The 26,137-nt window shown below is 70.6% G+C and carries 1 protein-coding gene; it reads right to left on the reverse strand.

The window, feature by feature from the left end; all coding sequences use genetic code 11:
• Window positions 1–3: 3 nt before the first annotated feature.
• Window positions 4–25,947, reverse strand: a complete 25,944-nt coding sequence (locus SACAZDRAFT_RS23750) for a type I polyketide synthase (protein ID WP_005441170.1) — start codon at window positions 25,945–25,947, stop codon at window positions 4–6.
• Window positions 25,948–26,137 lie beyond the last annotated feature (190 nt).

Raw genomic sequence — 26,137 nt, forward strand, 5'->3', positions numbered from 1 at the left:
AGGTCAGGAGAGGTTCAGATCGTTGTCGATGAGATCGAAGATCTGGTCCGCCGTGGCGTCCTGGATCCGCTGGGACAACTCGTTCTCGGTGGGTGTGGAGTCCTCGAACCGGGCCAGCAGTGTGCGCAGCCGCGTGGCGATCTCCCCGGCGGCACCGTCGTCCGGAGCGAACTCGGCCAGCGCGGCCTCCAGTCGCTCCAGCTCGCCGAGCACCCCGGCGGTCGCCGTCTCGGCCTGGCTCGGCGCGAGTTCGCCGCGCAGGAACTCGGCCAACGCCTGCGGTGTGGCGTGGTCGAAGACCAGCGTGGGGGCGAGCCGGATACCGCTGAGCTTGCCGAGCCGGTTGCGCAGTTCCACCCCGGTCAGCGAGTCGAAACCGAGCTCGCGGAACGCCCGTTCGGCCGCCACGTCGTCCGCGGACGGGAAGCCGAGGACGGCCGCGGCTTCGGTGCGGACCACGTCGAGCAGCAGGCGTGTCTGCTCGGTCTCGGACCGTCCGGCGAGCTGGACGACCAGCCGCGGTGCGCTTTCCGCCGGTGCGTCACCGGCCGCGCGGCGCGTTCGGGGCGCTGCTCCCGCGAAGGCCCGCAGGAGGTGGGCGACCTCGTCGGGCTGCTGCTTCCGCAATCCCGCGACGTCCAGCTTCATCGGCACCAGCAGCGGTTCGCCCACCGCGAGCGCCGCATCGAACAGAGCGAGCCCCTCCTCGGTGCGCAGCCCGCCGACCCCGTCGCGGCCGAGCCGGGCCAGATCGGTCTCGTCGAGGTGCGCGGTCATACCGCCGAGTTCCGCCCACAGCCCCCACGCCAGCGACAACGCCGGACGCCCGGCGGCACGCCTGCGGTGGGCCAGCGCGTCGAGGAACACGTTGGCGGCCGCGTAACTCGACTGCCCGGCACCACCGAACACTCCCGCCGCGCCGGAGTAGAGCACGAACAGCGACAGGTCCGACTCGCGTGTCAGCTCGTCGAGATGGACCGCGCCGTCGACCTTCGACCGCAGGACCGTGCTGACCCGCTCGGGCGTGAGGTTGTCCACCAGGCCGTCGTCGAGCGTGCCCGCCGTGTGCACGACGCCCGTCAGCGCGTCGCCGATGTCGTCGAGCACCGCCGCGAGAGCGGCCCGATCGGCCACGTCGCACGCGACGATGCGGACCCGCGCACCCAACTCGGTGAGTTCGCGGTCCAGCTCCCCCGCGGCGTCCGGTCCGCGCCGGCTGGCCAGGACCAGGTCTCGGACACCGTGCTCGGTCACGAGATGCTTCGCGACCGCCGCACCCAGCTGCCCGGTGCCGCCGGTGACGAGCACGGTGCCGTGTTCCGCCTCGCGCGGCACGGTGAGCACGACCTTGCCGATGTGCTTGGCCTGCGAGATGAAGCGGAACGCGTCCTTGGCCTGCCGCACGTCCCAGGTCCGCGTCGGGAGCGGGCGCAATGCCCCTTCGGCGAACAGGGCCATCACCTCGCGGAGGATCTCCCCCATCCGCTCGGCACCCGCCTCGATCACGTCGAACGCGCGGTACCGCACGCCCGGGTGCTCCGCCGCGACCTGGTCGGGGTCGCGGACGTCGCTCTTGCCCATCTCGACGAAACGCCCGCCCCGCGGCAACAACCGCAGCGACGCGTCGACGAACTCGCGGGCGAGCGAGTCCAGCACCACGTCCACACCGCGCCCGTCCGTGGCATCGAGGACCTTCTTCTCGAAGTCGAGGTCACGGGACGAGGCGAGGTGGTCGTCGGCGACGCCGAGCTCGCGGACGGCGGGCCACTTGCCCGGGCTCGCGGTGGCGAACACCTCCGCGCCCCAGTGCCGCGCGAGCTGCACGGCCGCCATGCCCACGCCACCGGCGGCCGCGTGGATCAGCACCGACTCGCCGCCGCGCAGATCGGCGAGATCACGCAGCGCGTAGTACGCCGTCAGGAACACCACCGGGACCGACGCGCCGTCGACGAACGACCAGTCGTCGGGCAGCTTCACCAGCAGCCTGCCGTCGGCGACCGCGACGGGGCCGACACCACCGGCGAAGATGCCCAGCACCCGGTCTCCGGGCTTCAGACCGGTCACTGCCGAGCCGACCTCGCGCACGACGCCCGCGCCCTCGTTGCCCAGCATGACCTCGTCGGGGTACATGCCCAGCGCGATCAGGACGTCCCGGAAGTTGACGCCCGTCGCCCGCACCTCCAGCCGGACCTCGTGGTCGTCGAGCGGCGCGTCGGCGTCGGGATGCGGCAGCAGCGCCAGGTTGTCCAGCGTGCCCTTGGACGTGACGTCCAGGTGCCAGGGCTGCGACGGCGGCGTGAGCACGACGGAGTCGTCGACCCGGCCCAGCCGCAGCGCGTGCACGGTGCCGTGTCGCAGGGCGAGCTGGGGTTCGTCCGTGGCCAGTGCCCGGGCCAGGACGTCCTCGGACGCCTGGGTTCCGTCGGTGTCGACCAGCACGAACCGGCCCGGGTTCTCCGACTGCGCGGAGCGGACCAGTCCCCAGACGACCGAGGAGGCCAGGTCGGGCACGTCCTCACCGGATCCGGCCGCGACCGCGCCCCGGGTGAGGAACACCAGTCGCGAGCCGGCGTTCGCGGCGTCGGCCAGCCACTCCTGCACCGTGGACAACGCCTTGTGCGCCGTCCGGTGCGGGTCGTCCTCGACCGACGTCCACGGCAGCACGACGGCGTCGTCCGCCGCGGTGTCCGGCAACGGCAGCGTGATCCACTGCGGCCGGAACAGGTTCTGCGTCGCAGTGGTCGCCGCCGCCGCGGCCGCGGGCCGCAGGACCAGCGAGTCCACGATCGCCACCGGGTCGCCGTGAGCGTCGGCGGCCAGCACCGAGACGTTCTCGTTGCCGTGCTTGGTCAGCTTCACCCGCAGTGTCGTCGCGCCCGCGGCCAGCAGGGACACACCGCTCCAGGAGAACGGCAGGTATGCCCCGCCCTCGCCGAACGATGCCACGCCCAGCGCGTGCAGACCCGCGTCGAGCAGCGCGGGGTGCAGCCCGAACCGGCCGGCCTGGCCGTGCTCCGTCTGCGGCAGCTCGACGTCGGCGAAGACCTCGGCGCCCCGGATCCACACGGCCCGAAGCCCCCGGAATACCGGCCCGTAGTCGAGTCCGGCACCCGCCAGCCCGTCGTACAGGCCGTCGATGTCCACCGCCTCGGCCCCTGCCGGCGGCCACTGCCGCAGGTCCTCGGACACGGCGGCAGCGGGCTCGGGGGTGACCACCGCGGTCGCGTGCCGCATCCACGGGAGATCGTGATCCTCGCGGGCGTAGACGCCGAGTTCGCGGGCTCCGGTCTCGTCGGCCGCGTCGACGACGATCTGCACCTGCCGAGGCAACACCAGCGGCGCCTCGATGGTCAGCTCGGCGAGGTGCGAGCAGCCCACCCGGTCGCCCGCCTGCAACGCCAGCTCCACCAACGCGGTCCCCGGAGCCACGACCTGATCCAGCACCACGTGGTCGGCGAGCCACGGCTGCGCCGCCACCGACAAGCGCGTCGTCAGGACGAGCTGCTCACCACCGGCGACGTCCAGTGCCGCACCCAACAGCGGATGGTCCGCCGTGCCGAGCCCGGCGCCTGCGAGGTCGCCGACCACCGCTCCACCACGCGGCCAGTACCGCTGCCGCTGGAACGGATACGTCGGCAACTCCGGCGGGACCGTACCGGCGTTCGCGGTGATCCGCTTCCAATCCACCGCCGCACCGGCGCAGAACGCCTCGGCCGCGGACAGCAACAACCGGCGCAGGTCCCCCTCGTCGCGTCGCAGGGTGCCGACGACCGCCGTGTCCACCGTGCTCGCGGTGTTCACAGCGTTCACAGCGCCGTCGGTGCGCGCGGCACCTTCCACGGTGTCCTGGATCGCCATGGTCAGCACCGGATGCGCACTGACCTCGACGAACAACTGCCGTCCCTCGGCCGCAAGGTGCTCGACCGCCTCCGCGAACCGCACCGTCTGCCGCAGGTTGCGGTACCAGTACTCACCCGTCAGCTGGGTCGTGTCCAGCCACGTCGAGTCCACCGTGGAGTAGAACGGGATCGTGCCCGCCCGAGGCTTCACGGGTGCCAGGACACGCGCGAGCTCGCCCTCGATCCGCTCGACGTGCGCGGAGTGCGACGCGTAGTCCACCGCCACCATGCGGGCCCGGATCCCGTCCGCCTCGCACTCGGCCATGACCTCCGCCAGAGCCTCCGGGTCACCGGCCAGCACGACCGCGTTCGGGCCGTTGACCGCCGCGACCGACACCCGGTCGCGGAGTCGGCCGGTGACGTCGTCGAGCGGCGCCGCGACCGAGAGCATCCCGCCCGCGCCGGCCAGCCCGGCCGCGATGGCCTGGCTCCGCAGGGCCACCACGCGAGCACCGTCGCTCAGGCTCAGGCCGCCCGCGACGACCGCTGCGGCGATCTCGCCCTGCGAGTGCCCCACGACCGCGCCGGGTGTCACACCCAGCGACTCCCACGTCGCGGCCAACGACACCATCACCGCCCACAACACGGGCTGCACCACGTCGACCCTGGCCAGCGCGGCCTCGTCGTCGAGGACGTCCAACAACGACCAGTCGGTGAACGGTGCCAGCGCGGCGGCGCACTCCCGCAGCCGCTCGGCGAACACCGGGCTCTCCTCCACCAGCCGAGCCGCCATGCCGACCCACTGCGAACCCTGGCCCGGGAACACGAACACCACGCGGTCCACATCGGACGCGGTGCCCTGTGCCGCTCCAGCGGGGATCCGGCCCTCGGCGATCTCGGCCAGCAGCGTGTGCGGGTCGTCGCCCACGACCACCGCCCGGTGCTCGAACACCGGGCGAGCGGCAAGGCCCACCGCCACGTCACCGACATCGCCGTCGAAGTCCACGACGCGGGCGGCCAGCTCCCGCAGCGCGCTCTCGGACTTGGCCGACAGCACCCACGGGACGACGTCGCGCCGAGACACCTCGACCGCGGCCGCCTCGGGTGCCTGCTCCAGGATGAGGTGAGCGTTGGTGCCGCTCATGCCGAAGGCGGAGATCCCGGCCCGCCGCGGATGGCCGTTCTGCTTCCAGTCCTGTGCCTCGGTCAGCAGCTCGACCGTGCCCGACGACCAGTCGACGTGCGGGGACGGCGTGTCGACGTGCAGCGTCCTCGGCAGCACACCGTGCCGCATCGCGAGCACCATCTTCATCACGCCCGCGACACCGGCCGCGGCCTGGGTGTGGCCGATGTTCGACTTCACCGAGCCCAGCCAGAGCGGCCGGTCGCGGTCCTTGCCGTAGGTGGCCAGCAGCGCCTGTGCCTCGATCGGGTCGCCCAGCGTGGTTCCGGTGCCGTGCGCCTCGATGGCGTCCACATCGGACGTCTGTAGTCCGGCGTTCGCGAGTGCCGCCCGGATGACGCGCTGCTGCGACGGACCGTTCGGCGCGGTGAGACCGTTGGACGCGCCGTCCTGGTTGGTCGCGCTGCCACGGATCACGGCGAGGATGGTGTGCCCGTTGCGTTGAGCGTCCGACAGGCGCTCGACGAGGAGCACGCCGGCACCCTCGCCCCAGCCGGTGCCGTCGGCGGCCTCGGCGAACGCCTTGCACCGGCCGTCGGTCGCCAGGCCCCGCTGGGCGCTGAAGTCGACGAACGCGCCCGGCGTGGACATGACCGTGACCCCGCCGGCCAGCGCCATCTCGCATTCGCCGTTGCGCAGTGCCTGCACGGCCAGGTGAATGGCGACCAGCGACGACGAGCACGCCGTGTCCACGGTCACCGCCGGTCCTTCCAGCCCGAACGTGTAGGCGATGCGGCCCGACACCACACTGGCCGAGATCCCGGTGCCCAGGTGCCCGTCACCGATGTCGGCCGACCCCAGCAGCACCGACAGGTAGTCCTGGCCGTTGGATCCGACGAACACACCGGTCCGGCTGCCCTTCGCCGCCACCGGGTCGATACCGGCGCGTTCGAACGCCTCCCACGACGTCTCCAGCAGCAACCGCTGCTGCGGGTCCATCGACACGGCCTCGCGCGGGGAGATCCCGAAGAACGTGGGGTCGAACTCGCCCACGTCGTACAGGAACGCACCGTCACGGGTGTAGCTCGTGCCGGGGTTGCCGGGCTCCGGGTCGTAGAGCGTGTCGAGGTCCCAGCCTCGGTCGGTGGGGAACGGGCCGACCGCATCCCGGCCTTCCGCGAGGAGCTTCCACAGCTGTTCGGGCGTCTCGACACTGCCGGGGAAGCGGCACGCCATGCCCACGATCGCGATCGGCTCGTCGTGGTCGACGGTCGTCACCGTCCCGATCTCGGCGCTCGCCGCGCCGTCGAGGAGTTCCGTGCCGAGGTGCTCCGCGAGGGCCTTCGCGTTCGGGTAGTCGAAGACCAGGGTCGCGGGCAGCTCCAGCCCGGTCAGCGGAAGCAGCCGGTTACGCAGCTCCACCGCGGTGAGCGAGTCGAAGCCGAGCTCGCGGAACGAGCGGTCCGGCTCGACGGCGTCCGCGTTCGCGTAGCCGAGGACCACGGCGGCCTCGGTGCGCACCAGGTCCAGCAGGTACCGCTGCTGGGCCGCGGAGTCCAGCCCGGCCAGCGTGTCCTTCAACCCGGACGAGGCGTCGCTCGTGACCTCGTTCTCGACGACGGCCTCGGCGATCTCGCCGAGCAGTGGGCTCGGCCTGCGGGCGGTGAACACGGAGGCGAAGGTCGGCCAGTCGACGTCGGCGACGGTGACCGTGACATCACGCTGCGCCTGCTCCAGAGCCCGCAACGCCCGCTCCGCCGACAACGCCACCAGACCACGCCTGGCCAGATGCTCGCCCGCCTCACCCGTGGCCATGCCGCTTCCGGCCCACGGACCCCACGCCACCGACGTCCCCGGCAAACCATCAGCACGACGCTGCTCGATCAACGCGTCCAAGAACGCATTGCCCGCCGCATAACCGCACTGGCCACCACTACCCCACGTCGCAGCAATGGACGAGAACACGATGAAGGCGTCGAGGTCCTCGGTGAGCTCGTGCAGGTTCACCGCACCCGCAACCTTGCCCGCCACCACCTCGGCGAACTCCTCCACCGAACAATCAACCAACGGCGTCGACTGAGCGATGCCCGCCGCATGCACCACCACCGACAGATCCGACAGACCCGCCACAAGCTCGGCAACCGCATCCCGATCCGCCACATCACACGCAGCGACCGTCACCTCGACACCCAAGCCACGCAACTCATCAGCGAGCTCGGGAGCGTGCCCCCGGCGACTCACCAAGACCAAGTGCTCGACACCGCGCCCGGCCAACCACCGAGCCACCTGCGAGCCCAGAGCACCCGTGCCACCCGTGATCAACGCCGTGCCGGAGAACGACCACGACCCCTCGACCGTCGCCGAGTGCGCGGCCGGGACCAACCGACGCGCGAACACCCCACTCGACCGGACCGCCACCTGATCCTCGGACCCGTCAGCCAGCAGCCTCAGCACGACGTCCGCGTCGAACTCCTCGGGCAGGTCGATCAGACCGCCCCACGTGTCGGGGTGCTCCAACGCCGCGACTCGGCCTAGGCCCCAGACCTGCGCCTGCTCGACAGCGCGGATGCGGTCGGAACGCCCAACCGACACCGCACCCCGCGTGAGCGCCCAGACCTTCGTGCCCGTCTCGACCGCCGCCTGCACCAACACCAACGTGCTCGGCGCATCCAGACACGACACCACACCACCGACATCACGCAGCAGCTCGGCCAGCTCAGCCCGGTCGACCTGCTCGACGACCCGCACCTCACCCAACGCCGCCAAGCCCTCGTCAGGCTCGGAGGTCAGCACCAACCAGCGACCCGACGGCGTCGCGTTCGAAACGGCAACGGGCACCCACGACACCGCATACCGCCAGTCCTGCACCACCGACGACTCACGACGACGCTGACGCCACGCCGACAACGACGGCAACAACTCACCCAACGACCGCTCGTCGTGCCCGAGCTCCGTGGCGAGGGAACGCGCGTCGGCTCGCTCCACGATGTCCCAGAACTCCTGGTCGACCACATCGCCCTGCGCAGCCGAGCCACCGACCTCCAGCCAGTAGCGCTCACGCTGGAAGGCATACGTCGGCAGATCGATCCGAGCGCCCTCGACCAACGTGGTCCAGTCGACGGCGACACCACGGCAGTGCATCGCGGCCAGCGCGCCGATCGCCGTGCGCACCTCGGGACGGTCACCCCGCAGCATCGGCACGAACAAGCCCTCGGACACACAGTCCTGAGCCATGCCACAGAGCACTCCGTCGGGACCGAGCTCGACGAAGTTGCTCACACCCTGCGCAGCGAGAGTGCTGACGCCGTCGGCGAAACGCACCGCTTCCCGCACGTGCGAGACCCAGTACTCCGGCGAGGCCAGGTCGTTCGAGAGCTCACCCGTCAGATTCGAGACCACCGGAATCCGCGGTTGCTGGAACACAAGCCCGCTGAGGATTCCGCGGAACTCGTCCAGCATCGGCTCCATCAACGGCGAGTGGAAGGCGTGGCTCACCGCCAGGCGCTTGGTCTTACGACCCCGAGCGGCGAACTCCTCCGCCACCGCAAGAACAGCCGACTCAACACCCGAAATCACCACCGAGTTGGGTCCGTTGATCGCAGCGATCCCCCACTCCTCGGTGGGTTGGAACTCCTCCTCGGTGCCCTCGATGGCGATCATCGCCCCACCAGCAGACAGAGCCTGCATCAGACGCCCGCGAGCAGCGACGAGAGCGCAGGCGTCCTCCAGCGACAACACGCCAGCCACGTGCGCGGCGGCGATCTCACCGATCGAGTGCCCCATCAGGAAATCGGGGCGAACACCCCACGACTCCAGCAGACGGAAGAGCGCGATTTCGACCGCGAACAGAGCCGCCTGAGCGAACTCGGTCTGGTTCAGCTCCTCCGCATCACCCTCGATCACCTCACGCAGACGCGGATGCAACAGCTCACACGCCGCATCGAAAGCCTCAGCGAACACCGGGAACTCGCCATACAACTCCCGACCCATACCGACCCGCTGAGCACCCTGACCGGTGAACAAGAACGCCGTCTTGCCCCGCACCACCGAACCAGTGACCACATCAGCCGACGAACGACCCTCCGCCAACGCCGCCAGAGCGGCGTCGCGGTCGTCACCCAGGACGACGGCGCGGCGCTCCAGGGCGGCGCGGGTGGTCGCCAACGAGAACGCGATGTCGACCGGGTCTCCGTCGGCGAGGCCACGCAGTGCGGCGGCCTGCGCCTGCAACGCGGCCTCGGTCTTCGCCGACAGCACCCACGGCACCACCGACGGAGCCTGCGGGACCACGTCGAACTGCTGCTCCGGGGCCTCCTCGATGATCGTGTGCGCGTTGGTGCCGGAGATGCCGAACGACGACACCGCCGCCCGTCGCGGACGACCGTCCTCCAACCACGGCTGCGGCTCGGTGAGCAGCTCCACCGCTCCGGACGACCAGTCCACATGCGACGACGGCTGATCGACGTGCAACGTCTTCGGCAACACGCCGTGGCGCAGCGCCATGACCACCTTGATGATGCCCGCGACACCCGCGGCGGCCTGCGTGTGACCGATGTTGGACTTCACCGAGCCCAGATACAGCGGCCGGTCCCGGTCCTTGCCGTACGTGGCGAGCAACGCCTGTGCCTCGATCGGGTCACCCAGCGGCGTACCCGTGCCGTGCGCCTCGACAGCGTCCACCTCGGCTGGTTCCAGGCCCGCACTCGCCAGCGCGGCGCGGATCACGCGCTGCTGCGACGGACCGTTCGGGGCGGTCAGACCGTTCGACGCGCCGTCCTGGTTGATCGCGCTCCCGCGCACCACGGCGAGGATGCGGTGTCCCTTGCGCTGCGCGTCCGACAGCCGCTCCACCAGCAGCATCCCGGCGCCTTCACCCCAGCCGGTGCCGTCGGCGCCGTCAGCGAACGCCTTGCACCGGCCGTCCGCCGACAGGCCTCCCTGGGCGCTGAACTCGATGAACGCTCCGGGCGCCGACATGACGGTGGCACCACCGGCCAGCGCCATGTCGCACTCGCCGTTGCGCAGCGCCTGCATCGCCCAGTGCAGTGCCACGAGCGACGACGAACACGCGGTGTCGACCGTGACCGCTGGGCCTTCCAAACCGAACGTGTAGGCCACGCGACCGGACGCCACGCTCGGCGTCGTGCCGGTCATCAGGTGCCCTTCGAGGCCGTCGGGCATCTGGGCCACACCGACGGCGTAGCCCTGTGTCGCCGTGCCGACGAACACGCCGGTCTGGCTGCCCTTCACCGACAGCGGATCGATCCCCGCCCGCTCGAACGCTTCCCACGACGTCTCCAACAGCAACCGCTGCTGCGGATCCATCGCCAACGCCTCACGCGGCGAAATCCCGAAGAACCCGGGATCGAACTCCGGCGCGTCGTAGAGGAAACCGCCTTCCCGGGCGGCGCGGACGTCGACGTCCCAGCCGCGGTCGGTGGGGAAGCCGGAGATGGCGTCGCGGCCGGACTCGACCAGCTGCCAGAACTCCTCCGGCGAGGTCACTCCACCCGGGTAGCGGCAGCCGATGCCGACGATCGCGATGGGCTCGTCCGTCACGCTCCGGCGGGTTTCGGCGACCGCGACGGCTGCCTGCTCGCCGACCAGGTCACCCCGGACGTGGTCCGCCAGATCCTGTGGTGTCGGGTAGTCGAAGACCAGCGTCGCCGGAAGCTTCAGTCCGGTGGCCGCGTTGAGGCGGTTGCGCAGCTCGATGGCGGTCAGGGAGTCGAAGCCCAGCTCGCGGAACGAACGATCTGGTTCCACCAGCTCGACATCGTGATAGCCCAGTACGAGGGCTGCCTGCTCGCGGATGACCCCGGTCAGGAGTTCGAGCTGCTGCTCACCGGACAGCCCGGCGAGGCGCTGCGCCAGCGAGTCCCCGGAGTCCATGGTGCGGGCTGCCGCCGCGCGGCGGGTCACGCGCACCAGCGAGCGCAGCAGCGGAGGAACGTCCTCGGCCCTAGCCTGACCCGACCCGAGCTCCAGTGCCACCGGCACCAGCACCGCGTCGGCCCGCGACCGCGCACTGTCCAGCAACGCCAGACCCTGCTCCGGCGTGAGCGCGTCACTTCCCGAACGGGAGATGCGGTCGCGGTCGGTGTCGGCGAGTCCGGCGCCCATGCCGCCGTCCTGCTGGTCCCACAACCCCCACGCCAACGACAAACCCGGCAGGCCCTGGGCCCTGCGGTGCGCGGCCAGACCGTCGAGGAACGCATTGGCCGCCGAGTAGTTCGCCTGTCCAGCGTTGCCGAAGACGCCTGAGGCGGAGGAGAACAACACGAACTCCGCCACATCGTGGTCCCGGGTCAGCTCGTGGAGATTCCACGCCGCCGATGCCTTGGGATCCATGACCTTCCGCACGCGCTGATCGGTGAGTGATTCGACGACGCCGTCGTCGAGGACACCGGCGGTGTGCACCACGCCGGTCAGCTTGTCGATACCGGCGACGACCTCGGACAACGCCTCCCGGTCGGCGGCATCGCACGCCACGACCGAGACGTCAGCACCAGCGCTGGTCAACGCGGCCGTCAACTCCGCCGCACCGCCGGCATCGGGACCGCGACGGCTGAGCAACACCAGACGACGGACACCCTGCTCGACCAACCGGCGCGCCACCAGCCCACCCAGGCTTCCGGTGCCCCCGGTGATCAGCACGGTGCCATCGGGGTCCAACGGCTGCGGCAGCGACAACACGACCTTGCCGACATGCTTGGCCTGCGACATGAACCGAAACGCCTCCACCGCCTGGCGCACGTCCCAGACCCGCACCGGCAACGGCCGCAACGCACCGGCCTCGAACAGCGTGACCAGCTCGGTCCACATCTCGGCAATGCGCACCGGACCGGCCTCGATCAGATCGAACGACCGGTACCGCACACCCGGGTACTCCGTCGCGACCTGCTCGGGGTCACGAACGTCGGTCTTGCCCATCTCCACGAACCGACCACCGCGCGGCAACAACCGCAACGACGCATCCACGAAGTCGCCCGACAACGCGTCGAGCACGACATCCACACCACGGCCTTCGGTCGCGGCCAGGAACTTCTCCTCGAAACCGAGGTCGCGGGAGGAGGCCAGGTGCTCGTCGGGCAGTCCGACCGCGTCCCACTTGGCCGGGCTCGCCGTGCCGAACACCTCCAGGCCCCAGTGCTTCGCCAACTGCACCGCCGCCATGCCCACACCACCGGCAGCGGCGTGAATCAACACCGACTCACCCGAGCGCACGTCCGCCAGATCCCGCAACGCATAGAACGCCGTCAGGAACACGATCGGAACAGTCGCCGCCTCAGCAAACGACCACTCGTCCGGAATCCGCGTCACCATGCGCGCATCCGACACCGCGACCGGCCCGAACGCGCCCGACAGCAGACCCATCACCCGGTCGCCCGGCACCACGTGCGTGACCTCGGAACCGACCTCCAGCACCACACCGGCGCCCTCGATACCCATGAGCCCCGCGTCACCCGGATACATACCCAAGGCGTTCAACACGTCCCGGAAGTTCACACCCGCCGCACGCACCGCGATGCGCACATCCCACGGGCCCAGGGAAGCCTCGGCCTCCGGGTACTCGATCAGCGACAGGTTCGACAACGTCCCCTTGCCGACACTGTCCAAGCGCCAGGTACCGGCGGGAGCCACCAGCTGCTTCGCGGCCCGGCCCAACCGAGCCACGAAGACCTCGCCACCACGCACGACGGCCTGCGGCTCACCCGAAGCGGCCACGGCACCCAGCAGATCGGTCGAGCGCGGATCGTCGTCGACGTCCACGATCACCACCCGGTCCGGATGCTCGGCCTGCACCGACCGCACCAAGCCCCACACACCCGCGGCAGGAACATCGCGCACCGGCTCACCGGGCTCGACCGCGACCGCACCCCGCGTCACGACCACCAGACGCGCGTCGGCCTCGCCACCGGCCAGCCACTCCTGCACCGACACCAACACCGACGACACCACGTCGACCGGCCCACCGGGCACACACTCCAGCACGGTGTGCTCCACGGCGAGACCGTCCTGCAGCGGCAGCGGTTCCCAGTTCAGCTGGAACAGCGTGTCGTCGGCCGCGGACGTCGGCAGCGCCTCCTCCGACACCGCCCGCATGACGAGCGAGTCCACCGACGCGACCGGCCCGCCCTCGGCGTCGGCGAGCACGATGGACAGGGAGTCCTCGGCGTCGGCCGGCGAGAGCTTGACCCGAACAGAGGTGGCTCCGACCGCGAACAACGACACCCCGGACCAGGCGAACGGGATGCGGCCACCGGTGTCCTGTCCCCCGTCTCGCAGGATCCACGCGTGCAGGCAGGCGTCGAACAACGCCGGATGCAGGCCGAAGCGTTCCGCATCGCCCGCGGCCTCCTCGGGCAGGGCCACGGTGGCGAACACGTCGTCGCCTCGGACCCACACCTCCTGCAGGCCCTGGAACTTCGGCCCGTACACGAAGCCCGCGTCCGCCAGGCCTTCGTACAGGCCCGCGAGGTCGACTTCCCGCGCGCCGGACGGCGGCCACGCCGCCAGATCGGCGTGCGGGTACGGGTTGCGCGGCGACACCACGCCCGTGGCGTGGCACGTCCACACGCCGTCGCCGGCGGCTCCGTCGAACCGCGAGTACACCGAGATTTCGCGGTTGCCCTCGTCCTCCGGCGCACCGACCACGACCTGGAGCTGGACACCCTCCGACTCCGGCAGCACCAGTGGGGCGTGCAGGGCGAGTTCCTCGACGTGTCCGCAGCCGACCCGGTCGCCCGCCGCGACGGCCAACTCGACCAGCGCGGTCCCCGGCACCAGAGCCCGGCCGAGGATCTGGTGCTCGGCCACCCACGCGTGGGTGCGGGTCGACAACCGGCCCGTCAGCACGATGCCGTCGCCCGCGGCCAACTCGACCGCGGCGCCGAGCAACGGGTGCGTCTCGGCGGTCAGGCCGAGCAGTCCGGGTTCGGCGGCGATCTGGTGTCCGGACGAGTCCAACCAGTAGCGACCGCTTTGGAACGCGTAGGTGGGCAGGTCCACGCGCTGAGCGCCGGTCCCGTCGAAGTGCACCGTCCAGTCGACGTCGGTGCCGGTCACGGACAGCTGCGCGAGGGCCGTCATCGCGCCGGCGACTTCCGGTCGGCCGCCACGGAGCATCGGCACGAACAGCGCATCGGACTCGGGCAGGCATCCCTGGGCCATCGCCGTGAGGACTCCGTCCGGCCCGAGCTCCAGGAACGTGGTGACACCCTGGGCCGCCACCGTGCTCACGCCGTCGGCGAAGCGCACCGGCCTGCGGACGTGCGCGACCCAGTAGGCCGGCGACGCCAGGTCGGTGGCGATCCCGCCGGTCACGTTCGACACGACCGGGATCTGCGGCTCGTGGAAGTCCAGGCCGCGCAGCACGTCGGCGAACTCGCCGAGCATCGGCTCCATCAGCGGTGAGTGGAAGGCGTGGCTCACCGACAGGCGCTTGGTCTTGCGGCCCCGGGCGGCGAACTCCTCCGCGATTGCCGACACGGCGGCCTCGGCACCGGAGAGGACGACCGAGTTCGGGCCGTTGACGGCCGCGATCCCCCACTCCTCGGTGGGTTCGAACTCGTCCTCGGTGGCCTCGATGGCGATCATCGCCCCACCGGCGGGCAGAGCCTGCATCAGACGCCCACGAGCTGCGACGAGCGTGCACGCGTCCTGCAACGACAGCACGCCGGACACGTGAGCTGCGGCGATCTCGCCGATCGAGTGCCCCATCAGGTAATCCGGGCGAACACCCCACGACTCCAGCAGCCGGAACAACGCCACCTCGACCGCGAACAACGCAGCCTGCGTGAACACCGTCCGATCCAGCAACTCCGGTTCACCGAACACGACCTCCCGCACCGGCCGATCGAGCTCGCGATCCAGATGCGCACACACCGCGTCGAAGGACTCGGCGAAGACAGGGAACTCGGCGTACAGCTCCCGCCCCATGCCGACCCGCTGCGCGCCCTGACCCGTGAACAGGAACGCGAGCTTCCCGGTTCTCACCACGCCCTCGACGACCGACGCGGTGTCGCCGCCCTCGGCGTAGTGCCACAACGCCTGCACCGCGGCCGAGCGGTCGTCGCCCAGCACCACGGCGGTGTGTTCCCACGACGACCGTGTGGTGACCAGCGAGTACGCCACGTCGAGCAGGGAATCCGTGGTGGTCTCCATCATCGCGGCGAGCCGCTCGGCCTGCGCCCGAAGGGCCACCGCGGAGCGGCCGGACAGGACCAGCGGCAGCAGCGACGGTGTCCGCGCCGACTCCGGGCGTTCCACCGGTTCCTCGACCGGCGCCTCTTCCAGAATCGTGTGCGCATTGGTGCCGCTGAAGCCGAACGACGACACCGCCGCCCGCCGCGGGTGGCCGTTCTCCAGCCACTTCTGGGGCTCGGTGAGCAGCTCGACCGCGCCGGAGGACCAGTCGACGTGCGACGAGGGCTCGTCGACGTGCAACGTCTTGGGCAACACGCCGTGGCGCATCGCCAGGACCATCTTCATCACGCCCGCGACACCGGCGGCGGCCTGGGTGTGGCCGATGTTCGACTTCACCGATCCCAGGTACAGCGGGCGGTCGCGGTCCTTGCCGTAGGTGGCCTGAAGCGCCTGCGCCTCGATCGGGTCACCCAGTGCCGTCCCTGTGCCGTGCGCCTCCACGGCGTCCACATCGGATGGCGCCAGACCCGCACTCGCCAGTGCCGCCCGGATGACGCGCTGCTGCGACGGGCCGTTCGGAGCCGTCAGACCGTTGGAGGCGCCGTCCTGGTTCACCGCGCTGCCACGAATCACCGCCAGGACCTTGTGCCCGTTGCGTCGCGCGTCGGACAGGCGTTCCACCAGCAGCACGCCGACGCCTTCGCCCCAGCCGGTGCCGTCGGCGGCCTCGGCGAACGCCTTGCACCGACCGTCCGTCGCCAGGCCACGCTGAGCGCTGAACTCCACGAACGCGCCTGGGGTGGACATGACGGTCACACCGCCGGCCAACGCCATCTCGCACTCACCGTTGCGCAGCGCCTGCACCGCGAGATGCAGCGCCACCAGCGACGACGAGCACGCCGTGTCCACGGTCACCGCCGGGCCTTCGAGCCCGAACGTGTACGACACCCGGCCGGACATCACGCTCGCCGAGTTGCCGGTGCCGAGGTGACCGTCGTGGCTCTCGTCCGCACCAGCCAGTACCACCAGGTAGTCCTGGCCGTTGGAGCCGACGAACACACCGGTCCGGCTGCCGCGCCGCGTCGTCGGGTCGATGCCCGCGCGCTCGAACGCCTCCCAGGACGTCTCCAGCAGCAACCGCTGCTGCGGATCCATCGCCACCGCCTCGCGCGGGGAGATCCCGAAGAACGCCGGATCGAAATGCCCGGCCGTGTCGAGGAAGGCACCGTCCTTCGTATAGGTCGTGCCGAGGTGCTCGGGGTCCGGGTCGTAGAGCGTGTCGAGGTCCCAGCCCCGGTCGGTGGGGAACTCGCCGACCGCGTCCCGGCCTTCCGCGAGGAGGTTCCACAACTGCTCCGGGGTGTGGACGCCGCCGGGGAAACGGCACGCCATGCCCACGATCGCGATCGGCTCGTCGCTCGCGACCGCTGACGTCGCCTCCACCTCGGCATCCGACTGCCCGTCGACGAGCTCCGCCCTGAGGTACTCGGCGAGCACCGTGGAGGTGGGGTAGTCGAAGACCAGGGTCGCGGGCAGCTCCAGCCCGGTCAGCGGAAGCAGCCGGTTGCGCAGCTCCACCGCCGTGAGCGAATCGAAACCCAGCTCGCGGAACGCCCGGCCCGGCTCGACGGCGTCCGCGTTGGCGTAACCCAGGACGACCGCCGCCTCGGAGCGCACCAGGTCCAGCAGGTACCGCTGCTGGGCTGCGGAGTCCAGCCCGGCCAGCGTCGTCTTCAGCTCCGAGGCATCGGTGAGCTCCGGCTGCGACTCGACCGCCACGCCCGGCAGCTGCGACAGCAGCGGACTGGGCCTGCGCACCGTGAACACGGGAGCGAACTGCGACCACTCCACGTCGGCGACCGCGACGGTGGCGTCGTTGCGGGCCTGGTCCAACGCCATCACGGCGCGCTCGGGCGCCATCGCCGTGAGACCGCGTTTGGCGAGCTCGTCACCGGCTTCGCCCGTGGCCATGCCGCTTCCGGCCCACGGACCCCACGCGATCGACGTCCCCGGCAAACCATCAGCACGACGCTGCTCGATCAGGCCGTCCAGGAACGCATTGCCCGCCGCATAGCCGCACTGGCCACCACTGCCCCAGGTCGCAGCGATCGAGGAAAACACGATGAAGGCGTCGAGGTCCTCGGTGAGCTCGTGCAGGTTCACCGCACCCGCAACCTTGCCCGCCACCACCTCGGCGAACTCCTCCACCGAACAATCCACCAACGCCGTCGACTGAGCGATGCCCGCCGCATGCACCACCACCGACAGACTCGGCAGACCCGCCACAAGCTCGGCAACCGCATCCCGATCCGCCACATCACACGCAGCGACCGTCACCTCGACACCCAGCCCACGCAACTCATCAGCGAGCTCGGGGGCTCCAGGCGAATCAGGTCCCCGGCGGCTCACCAGCACCAGGTGCTCGACACCGCGCCCGGCCAACCACCGAGCCACCTGAGCACCCAACGCACCCGTGCCACCGGTGACCAGCGCGGTCCCCGACAGCGACCAGGGCCCGGACGCGGCAGACGCCCCCGCCGGAGTCAGGCGGCGGGTGAAAACGCCACTCGACCGGACGGCCACCTGATCCTCGGACCCGTCAGCGAGAACGCTCTCGACCAGGCTCAGCACTCGGGAGTCGACCCGCTCGGGGAGGTCGATCAGACCGCCCCACGTGTCGGGGTGCTCCAACGCCGCGACTCGGCCTAGGCCCCAGACCTGAGCCTGCTCGACAGCACGAATGCGGTCGGAACGACCCACTGACACCGCACCCCGCGTGAGCGCCCAGACCTTCGCGCGCGTCTCGACCGCCGCCTGCACCAACACCAACGTGCTCGGCGCATCCAGACACGACACCACACCATCGACGCCACGCAGCAGCTCGGCCAGCTCAGCCCGGTCGACCTGCTCGACGACCCGCACCTCACCCAACGCCGCCAAGGCCTCGTCGGGCTCCGGCGTCAGCACCAACCAGCGCCCGGTGACCTCGGACTGCGGCACCGACACCGGCGTCCACGACACCGCATACCGCCAGTCCTGCACCACCGACGACTCACGACGACGCCTGCGCCACGCCGACAACGACGGCAACAACTCACCCAACGACTGCTCGTCCAGCCCCAACTCCGACGCCAACGCACCAGCATCGGCCCGCTCGACGAACTCCCAGAACTCCTGGTCGACCACATCGCCCTGCGCAACGGAGCCACCGACCTCCAGCCAGTAGTGCCGGCGCTGGAAAGCGTAGGTGGGCAGGTCGACGCGATCTCCCCGCACGAGGGCCGTCCAGTCGACAGCAATGCCACGGCAGTGCATCGCAGCCAAAGCGCTCAGCGCGGTGCGCACCTCGGGCCGGTCACCCCGCAGCACCGGAACGAACAAGCCCTCGGACACCGACTGCTGCGCCATCCCCGACAACACACCATCGGGACCAAGCTCGACGAAGTTGCTCACACCCTGCGCAGCGAGAGTGGCGACGCCATCGGCGAAACGCACCGCCTCCCGCACATGCGACACCCAATACTCCGGCGAGGCCAGGTCGGTCGACAGCTCGCCGGTCAGGTTCGACACGACCGGAATCTGCGGAGCCGTGAACGTCAGACCGCCGAGGATCTCACGGAACTCGGCGAGCATCGGCTCCATCAACGGCGAATGGAACGCATGACTGACGCTGAGCCGCTTCGTCTTGCGACCCCGCGCTGCGAACTCCTCCGCCACCGCGAGAACCGCGGCCTCGACGCCGGAAATGACGACCGAGTTCGGGCCGTTGATCGCGGCAATACCGAACTCGTCTGTCGGCTCGAACTCGTCTTCAGTGGCCTCGACGGCCACCATCGCCCCACCAGCAGGCAGAGCCTGCATCAACCGCCCACGAGCCGCGACGAGCGTGCACGCGTCCTGCAACGACAGCACGCCGGCAACATGAGCTGCGGCGATTTCACCGATCGAGTGCCCCATCAGGAAGTCCGGGCGAACACCCCACGATTCGAGGAGCCGGAACAGCGCCACCTCGACCGCAAACAGAGCGGCTTGGGCGAACTCGGTTTGATTCAGCTCCTCCGCATCGCTCTCAATGACCTCACGCAGACGCGGGTTCAGCAGCTCACACGCAGCATCAAAAGCCTCAGTGAACACCGGGAACTCGCCATACAGCTCACGCCCCATACCGACCCGCTGAGCACCCTGGCCCGTGAACAGGAACGCCGTCCTGCCTCGCATCACCGACCCGGTGACCACATCAGCCGACGAACGCCCCTCGGCCAACGCCTCCAGAGCCGACAGCAACTCGTCCCGGCTCTCGCCCAACACCACGGCGCGGTGATCCCACGCCGCCCGCGTCGTCACCAGCGAGAACGCCACGTCGGCCGACTCAGCCGACTCCACCCTCGCTCGGAGTGCCGAAGCCTGGCCACGCAATGCCTCCACGGTCTTGCCCGACAGCACCCAGGGGACCGTCGACGGCACCCGACGCTCCACCACCGCGAGGTTCTGCTCGGGCGCCTGCTCGATGATCGTGTGCGCGTTCGTGCCGGAGATACCGAACGACGAGATGCCCGCACGACGAGGACGACCGTGGTCGGGCCACGGCTGCGCCTCGGTGAGCACCTGAACCGCGCCGGACGACCAGTCCACATGCGACGACGGCTGATCGACGTGCAACGTCTTCGGCAACACGCCATGCCGCATCGCCAGGACCATCTTGATCACACCCGCCACACCCGCGGCAGCCTGCGTGTGACCGATGTTCGACTTCACCGACCCCAGCCACAACGGCCGGTCCCGGTCTCGGCCGTACGCCTCGAACAAGGCCTGCGCCTCGATCGGATCGCCCAGGGCCGTGCCGGTGCCGTGCGCCTCGACGGCATCCACATCGGACGGCGAAAGGCCCGCGCTCTCCAACGCAGCCCTGATGACGCGCTGCTGCGACGGACCGTTCGGCGCCGTCAGGCCGTTCGACGCACCGTCCTGGTTGATCGCGGTGCCACGCACGACGGCGAGGATGGTGCGGCCGTTGCGCTGAGCATCCGACAGTCGCTCCACCAGCAGCATGCCGACACCCTCACCCCAGCCGGTGCCGTCGGCGCCCTCGGCGAACGCCTTGCACCGACCGTCGGCGGCGAGGCCACCCTGCGCGCTGAATTCCTCGAAGGCGCTGGAGGTGGACATGATCGTCACACCGCCGGCCAGCGCCAGATCGCACTCACCGTTGCGCAACGCCTGCGCCGCCAGGTGCAGCGCCACCAGCGATGACGAGCACGCCGTGTCGACCGTGACCGCGGGGCCTTCCAACCCGAACGTGTAGGCGATACGACCCGAGGCGACACTCGGCGTCGTACCGGTGAGGACGTGCCCCTGCACGCCGTCCGGTGCCGACGCGCCCACCGCGTAGCCCTGGGCCGCCGCGCCCACGAACACGCCCGCCTGGCGGCCCCGGACCTGCGCCGGAGTGATCCCCGCGCGTTCCAGCGCCTCCCACGACGTCTCCAGCAGCAACCGCTGCTGCGGGTCCATCGCCAACGCCTCACGCGGCGAGATGTCGAACAGGCCCGGGTCGAACTCTCCCGCGTCGTAGAGGAAACCGCCCTCGGCGACGTAGCTCGCCGACGGGTCCAGCTCCCATCCGCGGTCGGTGGGGAAACCGCCGACGGCGTCCGTCTCGGCCTGCAGCAGGCGCCAGAAGTCCTCGGGCGACGTCACGCCCCCGGGGAAGCGGCAGCCGATGCCGACGATCGCGATCGGCTCGTCGACCGGTGTCCTGGTCCTGGTGACGACCGGGCTCGCCGGACCGTCACCGACGAGCTCGCGGTGCAGGAACCGCGCGAGCGCGGTCGGCGTCGGGTGGTCGAACACGAGTGTGGCGGGCAACCGGACGCCGGTGCCCGCGTTGAGCCGGTTACGCAGGTCGAGACCGGTCAGTGAGTCGAAACCGAGCTCCTTGAAGGGGCGGTCCGGCTCCACCGACGCCGCCGTCGGGTAACCGAGCACGGTGGCCGCCTCGGAGCGCACGACCTCCAGCAGGTGGGCTTCGGCGTCCGTGGCGGACATCCCCGCCAGCCGCTGCCGCAGCGAGGCGTCGCCCAGGCCTGCGTCTCCCGCCGCGCGACGCGTCGCCCGGACACCCGCCAGCCCCCGCAGCAACGGCGGCACGTCGGCCTTCGCCCGACGCAGCTCGTCGACGTCGAGCCGGATGGGCACCAGCAGCGGTTCGTCCGCCGCGAGCGCGGCATCGAAGAGGGCCAGCCCTTCCTCGGAGTCCAGGCCGCCCACGCCGTCACGGTGCAGGCGGGACAGGTCGGCATCGTCGAGGTGCTCCGTCATCCCGCCGAGCTCCGCCCACAGGCCCCAGGCCAGCGAGGTGGCGGGAAGTCCGGCCGCCCGGCGTCGATGGGCCAGCGCGTCGAGCAGAACGTTCGCCGCCGCGTAGTTCGCCTGCCCGGCACCGCCGAAGATGCCGGCGGCACCGGAGTAGAGCACGAACAGCGACAGGTCGGCATCGCGCGTGAGCGCGTCGAGGTGGAGGGCCGAGTCGGCCTTGGCCCGCAGCACCGTGCTGACCCGCTCCGGCGTGAGGTCGCCGATGAGGCCGTCGTCCAGCGCGCCCGCGGTGTGCACGACACCCGTCAAGTTCACGCCGTCGACGACCTCGGCGAGCGCGTCGCGGTCGGTGACGTCGCACGCCGTGACGACCACGTCGGCGCCCAACGCGGTGAGCTCGTCGACGAGTTCGGCGGCGCCGTCGGCGTCCGGTCCGCGTCGGCTGACCAACAGCAGGTCACGGGCGCCGTACTCGGTCACGAGGTGCCGAGCGGCCATCCGGCCGAGGTTGCCGGTGCCGCCGGTGATCAGGACGGTGCCGTCCGACAGCGTCGGCCGCTCACCGGTGGGATGCGCCCGGGCCAGCCGCGGGGCGGAGACCACGCCGTCACGCAGGGCGAGTTGCGTTTCGTCGGTGGCCAGCGCACGCGCCAGCACCTCCTGCGAGGCCGGGGTGCCGTCGGTGTCGACGAGGACGAACCGGCCCGGGTTCTCCGACTGCGCCGACCGCACCAGGCCCCAAACGGCCGCGGACGCGAGGTCGGCGACGTCCTCGTCCGGCCCCGCCGCGATCGCGCCACGGGTCACGAAGACCAACCGCGACTCGGCGTTCGCCTCGTCCGCCAGCCAGTTCTGCACGGTGGCGAGAGCCTGGTGCACCGTCGCGTGTGGATCATCGTCGACGGCGTTCCACGGCAGCAGCGCGGTGTCGTCGGCTTCGCTGTCCGGCACCGGCACCGTCGTCCACTGCAGACGGAAAAGGTGCCGAGCGGTGTTGCCGGTCAACTGCACCGACGCCGCCGGACGCAGCGCGAGCGAGTCGACCGCGGCCACCGGCACGCCGTTCGCGTCCGCCGCCAGCACGGACACGCTCTCGCTGCCCTGCGGGGTCAACCGGACCCGCAGCACCTTCGCGCCGGTCGCGAGCAGCGTGACACCGTTCCACGAGAACGGCAGGTACGCGCCGCCCTCGCCGAACGAGGCCACCCCGAGTGCGTGCAAGCCCGCATCCAGCAGGGCCGGGTGCACGCCGAACCGCTCGGCCTGCCCGTGCTCGGAGCGCGGCAGCTCGACCTCGGCGAACACCTCGTCCTCACGCGTCCACACCGACCGCAGGCCCCGGAACACCGGCCCGTAGACCAGGCCGGCGTCGGCGAAGCCGTCGTACAGGTCGTCGAGCTCCACCGCACGAGCTCCGGCGGGCGGCCATTCCCGCAGCCCCTCGCTCACCGAGACGGGACCGTCGGTCACCACCGCGGTCGCGTGCCGCGTCCACGGCAGGTCGTGGTGCTCCCGGGCGTAGATGCCCAGCTCCCGGGCGCCGGTCTCGTCCGGAGCGTCCGCGACGATCTGCACCTGCACGCCGCCGTGAGCCGGAAGGACCACCGGTGCTTCAATGGTCAGCTCGGCGACCTGCGGGCATCCCAGCTGGTCCCCGGCCTGCAAGGCCAGCTCGACCAGCGCCGTCCCCGGAACGACGACCGCGCCCATGACGACGTGGTCGGCCAACCACGGCTGCGCCGACACCGACAGCCGCGTAGTGAGCACGAACTGCTCGCCACCAGCCACGTCCAGCGACGCGGCCAGCAGCGGGTGGTCGGCCACTCCGAGCCCCGCACCGGCCAGGTCGCCCACACCGGCGGAGCCCCGAGGCCAGTAGCGCTGGTGTTGGAAGGGGTAGGTCGGCAGATCGAACGGTGTGCTGCCCGCGCCCGCGGTGACGGTCTTCCAGTCGACGTCGACTCCGGCGCAGAACGCCTCCGCCGCCGACGTCAGCAGACGCCGCAGGTCACCCTCGTCACGACGCAGCGTGCCCACCACAGCGGCAGGCTGGTCGGTGTGCTCGACGGTGTCCTGAATCGCCATCGTCAACACCGGATGCGCACTGACCTCGATGAACGCCTGCCGCCCCTCGGCAGCCAGGTGCTCGACAGCCGGAGCGAACTCCACCGTCTGCCGCAAATTCCGATACCAATACCGGCCCGTCAGCTCAGTGGTGTCCAACCAGGTCGAGTCCACCGTCGAGTAGAACGGGATCCGACCAGGCTGCGGCTCCACCGCCGCCAAAAGCTCCGCGAGCTCGGACTCGATCGCCTCCACATGCTCCGAATGCGAGGCATAGTCCACCGCGACCAGGCGCGCCCGAACACCCTCGCCCTCGAACCCGGACTGCACCTCGACGAGCGCCTCGGGGTTTCCGGACAGCACGACCGCGTTCGGGCCGTTCACCGCCGCGACCGACACCCCATCGACAAGGCGAGAGGTCACCTGATCCAGAGAGGCGGCCACGGACAACATGCCACCCGCACCCGCCAATCGGGCGGCGATGGCCTGACTGCGCAACGCCACCACCCGCGCACCATCACCCAGCGACAGCCCACCGGCGACGACCGCTGCGGCGATCTCACCCTGCGAATGCCCCACCACCGCACCAGGAACCACACCCAACGATTCCCACACCGCGGCCAGCGACACGTTGATCGCCCACAACACCGGCTGCACCACATCAACCCGAGCCAGCGCAACCTCATCACCGAGAACGTCGAACACATCCCAATCGACGAACGGCGCCAGCGCCTCAGCACACTCGGCCATCCGCTCGGCGAAGACCGGGCTCTCATCAAGCAATCGGGCTGCCATGCCGACCCACTGCGAGCCCTGCCCGGGGAACACGAACACCACACGGTCCACAGGCGACGCCACACCCGCCACCGTGCCCGCAGGACTCTCGCCCGCCGCCACCGCGCGCAGCGACTCCACCTGATCTGTGCCCAGCACCACCGCGCGGTGCTCGAACGCCGCACGACCGGCAAGACCCACCGCCACATCACCGGCAGCAGCACCCTCGCCATAGTCGGCGACCCGGCCCGCGAACTCACGCAACGCCGACTCCGACTTCGCCGACACCACCCACGGCACCACCGAACGCGGCGACACCTCGACCAGCTCGGACTCCGGAGCCTGCTCCACGATCACATGCGCGTTCGTGCCGCTCATGCCGAACGCGGAGACACCGGCCCGCCTCGGGTGGCCTGTCTCCGGCCAGTCCCGGGACTCGGTCAGCAGTTCGACCGCGCCGGACGACCAGTCCACGTGGGTCGACGGCTCGTCGACGTGCAACGTCCTGGGCAACACGCCGTGGCGCATCGCCATGACCATCTTGATCACGCCCGCCACACCCGCGGCGGCTTGCGTGTGTCCGAGGTTCGACTTCAGCGAACCGAGATACAGCGGCTCGTCCCGGTCGCGGCCGTACGTCGTGAGCAGCGCCTGCGCCTCGATCGGATCACCCAGCGACGTGCCGGTGCCGTGCGCCTCGACGACGTCCACATCGGAGGTCGTGAGGCCGGCATCGACCAGCGCGGCGCGGATGACGCGCTGCTGCGACGGACCGTTCGGAGCGGTCAGGCCGTTCGACGCACCGTCCTGGTTCACCGCCGACCCACGGATCACCGCGAGCACCGGGTGTCCCTTGCGCTGCGCGTCCGAGAGCCGCTCCACCAGCAGCACGCCGACGCCTTCGCCCCAGCCCGTCCCGTCGGCGCTGTCGGAGAACGCCTTGCACCGGCCGTCCGCGGCGAGCCCGCCCTGAGCGCTGAACTCCAGGAAGGCACCGGGCGTCGACATGATCATGACGCCGCCCGCCAGCGCCATCGTGCATTCCTTGCGCCGCAACGACTGCACGGCCAGGTGCAGGGCGACCAGCGACGACGAGCACGCCGTGTCGATCGTCACCGCCGGGCCCTCCAGCCCGAAGGTGTACGCGATCCGACCCGACGTGACGGCGGCGGCGTTACCCGTCAGGAGGTGGCCTTCGGCGTCCTCGGCGGACGACCGCAGCACGGCGGCGTAGTCCTGGCCGCTGCTGCCCATGAACACCCCGGTCCGCGTGCCCGCCACGCCCGCGGGCGCGATGCCGGCCCGTTCGAAGGCCTCCCACGCGGTCTCCAGGAGGAGCCGGTGCTGCGGGTCCATCGACAACGCCTCACGCGGCGAGATGCCGAAGAACTCGGGATCGAAGCCGGAGGCGTCGTCCAGGAACCCGCCGCGCCGGGCGAACGCCGAGTCGTCGAGCTCCCAGCCGCGGTCGTCCGGGAAGCCACCGATCGCGTCGGTGCCGGTGCGCACCAGCTCCCACAGGTCCTCGGGCGTGTGCACGCCACCGGGGAACCGGCAGCCGATACCGACGATCGCGATCGGCTCGGTCTCGGCCGCCTCCTTCTCCCGCAGCCGTGTCCGCGTTCGATGCAGGTCGGCAGTGGTCAACTTGAGATACTCGCGGAGTTTCTCTTCACTGGCCAATCTGAGCCACCTCAATCACCGCAGACTGCGAACGCCCGCCCCCAGCTATGGGCACACTATTCGCCCAATTCGGGGGAAACATATTTGACGTCCAGCAATGCGACAACCCTTAGGCAACCCCTAGTTCGGGCGCAGGCCAGGGCAGGACATTACCGCCACCTGAACACGGAATGACTCGTCCCACTATTCT

The sequence above is a fragment of the Saccharomonospora azurea NA-128 genome (assembly GCF_000231055.2).
Taxonomy (GTDB): Bacteria; Actinomycetota; Actinomycetes; order Mycobacteriales; family Pseudonocardiaceae; genus Saccharomonospora; species Saccharomonospora azurea.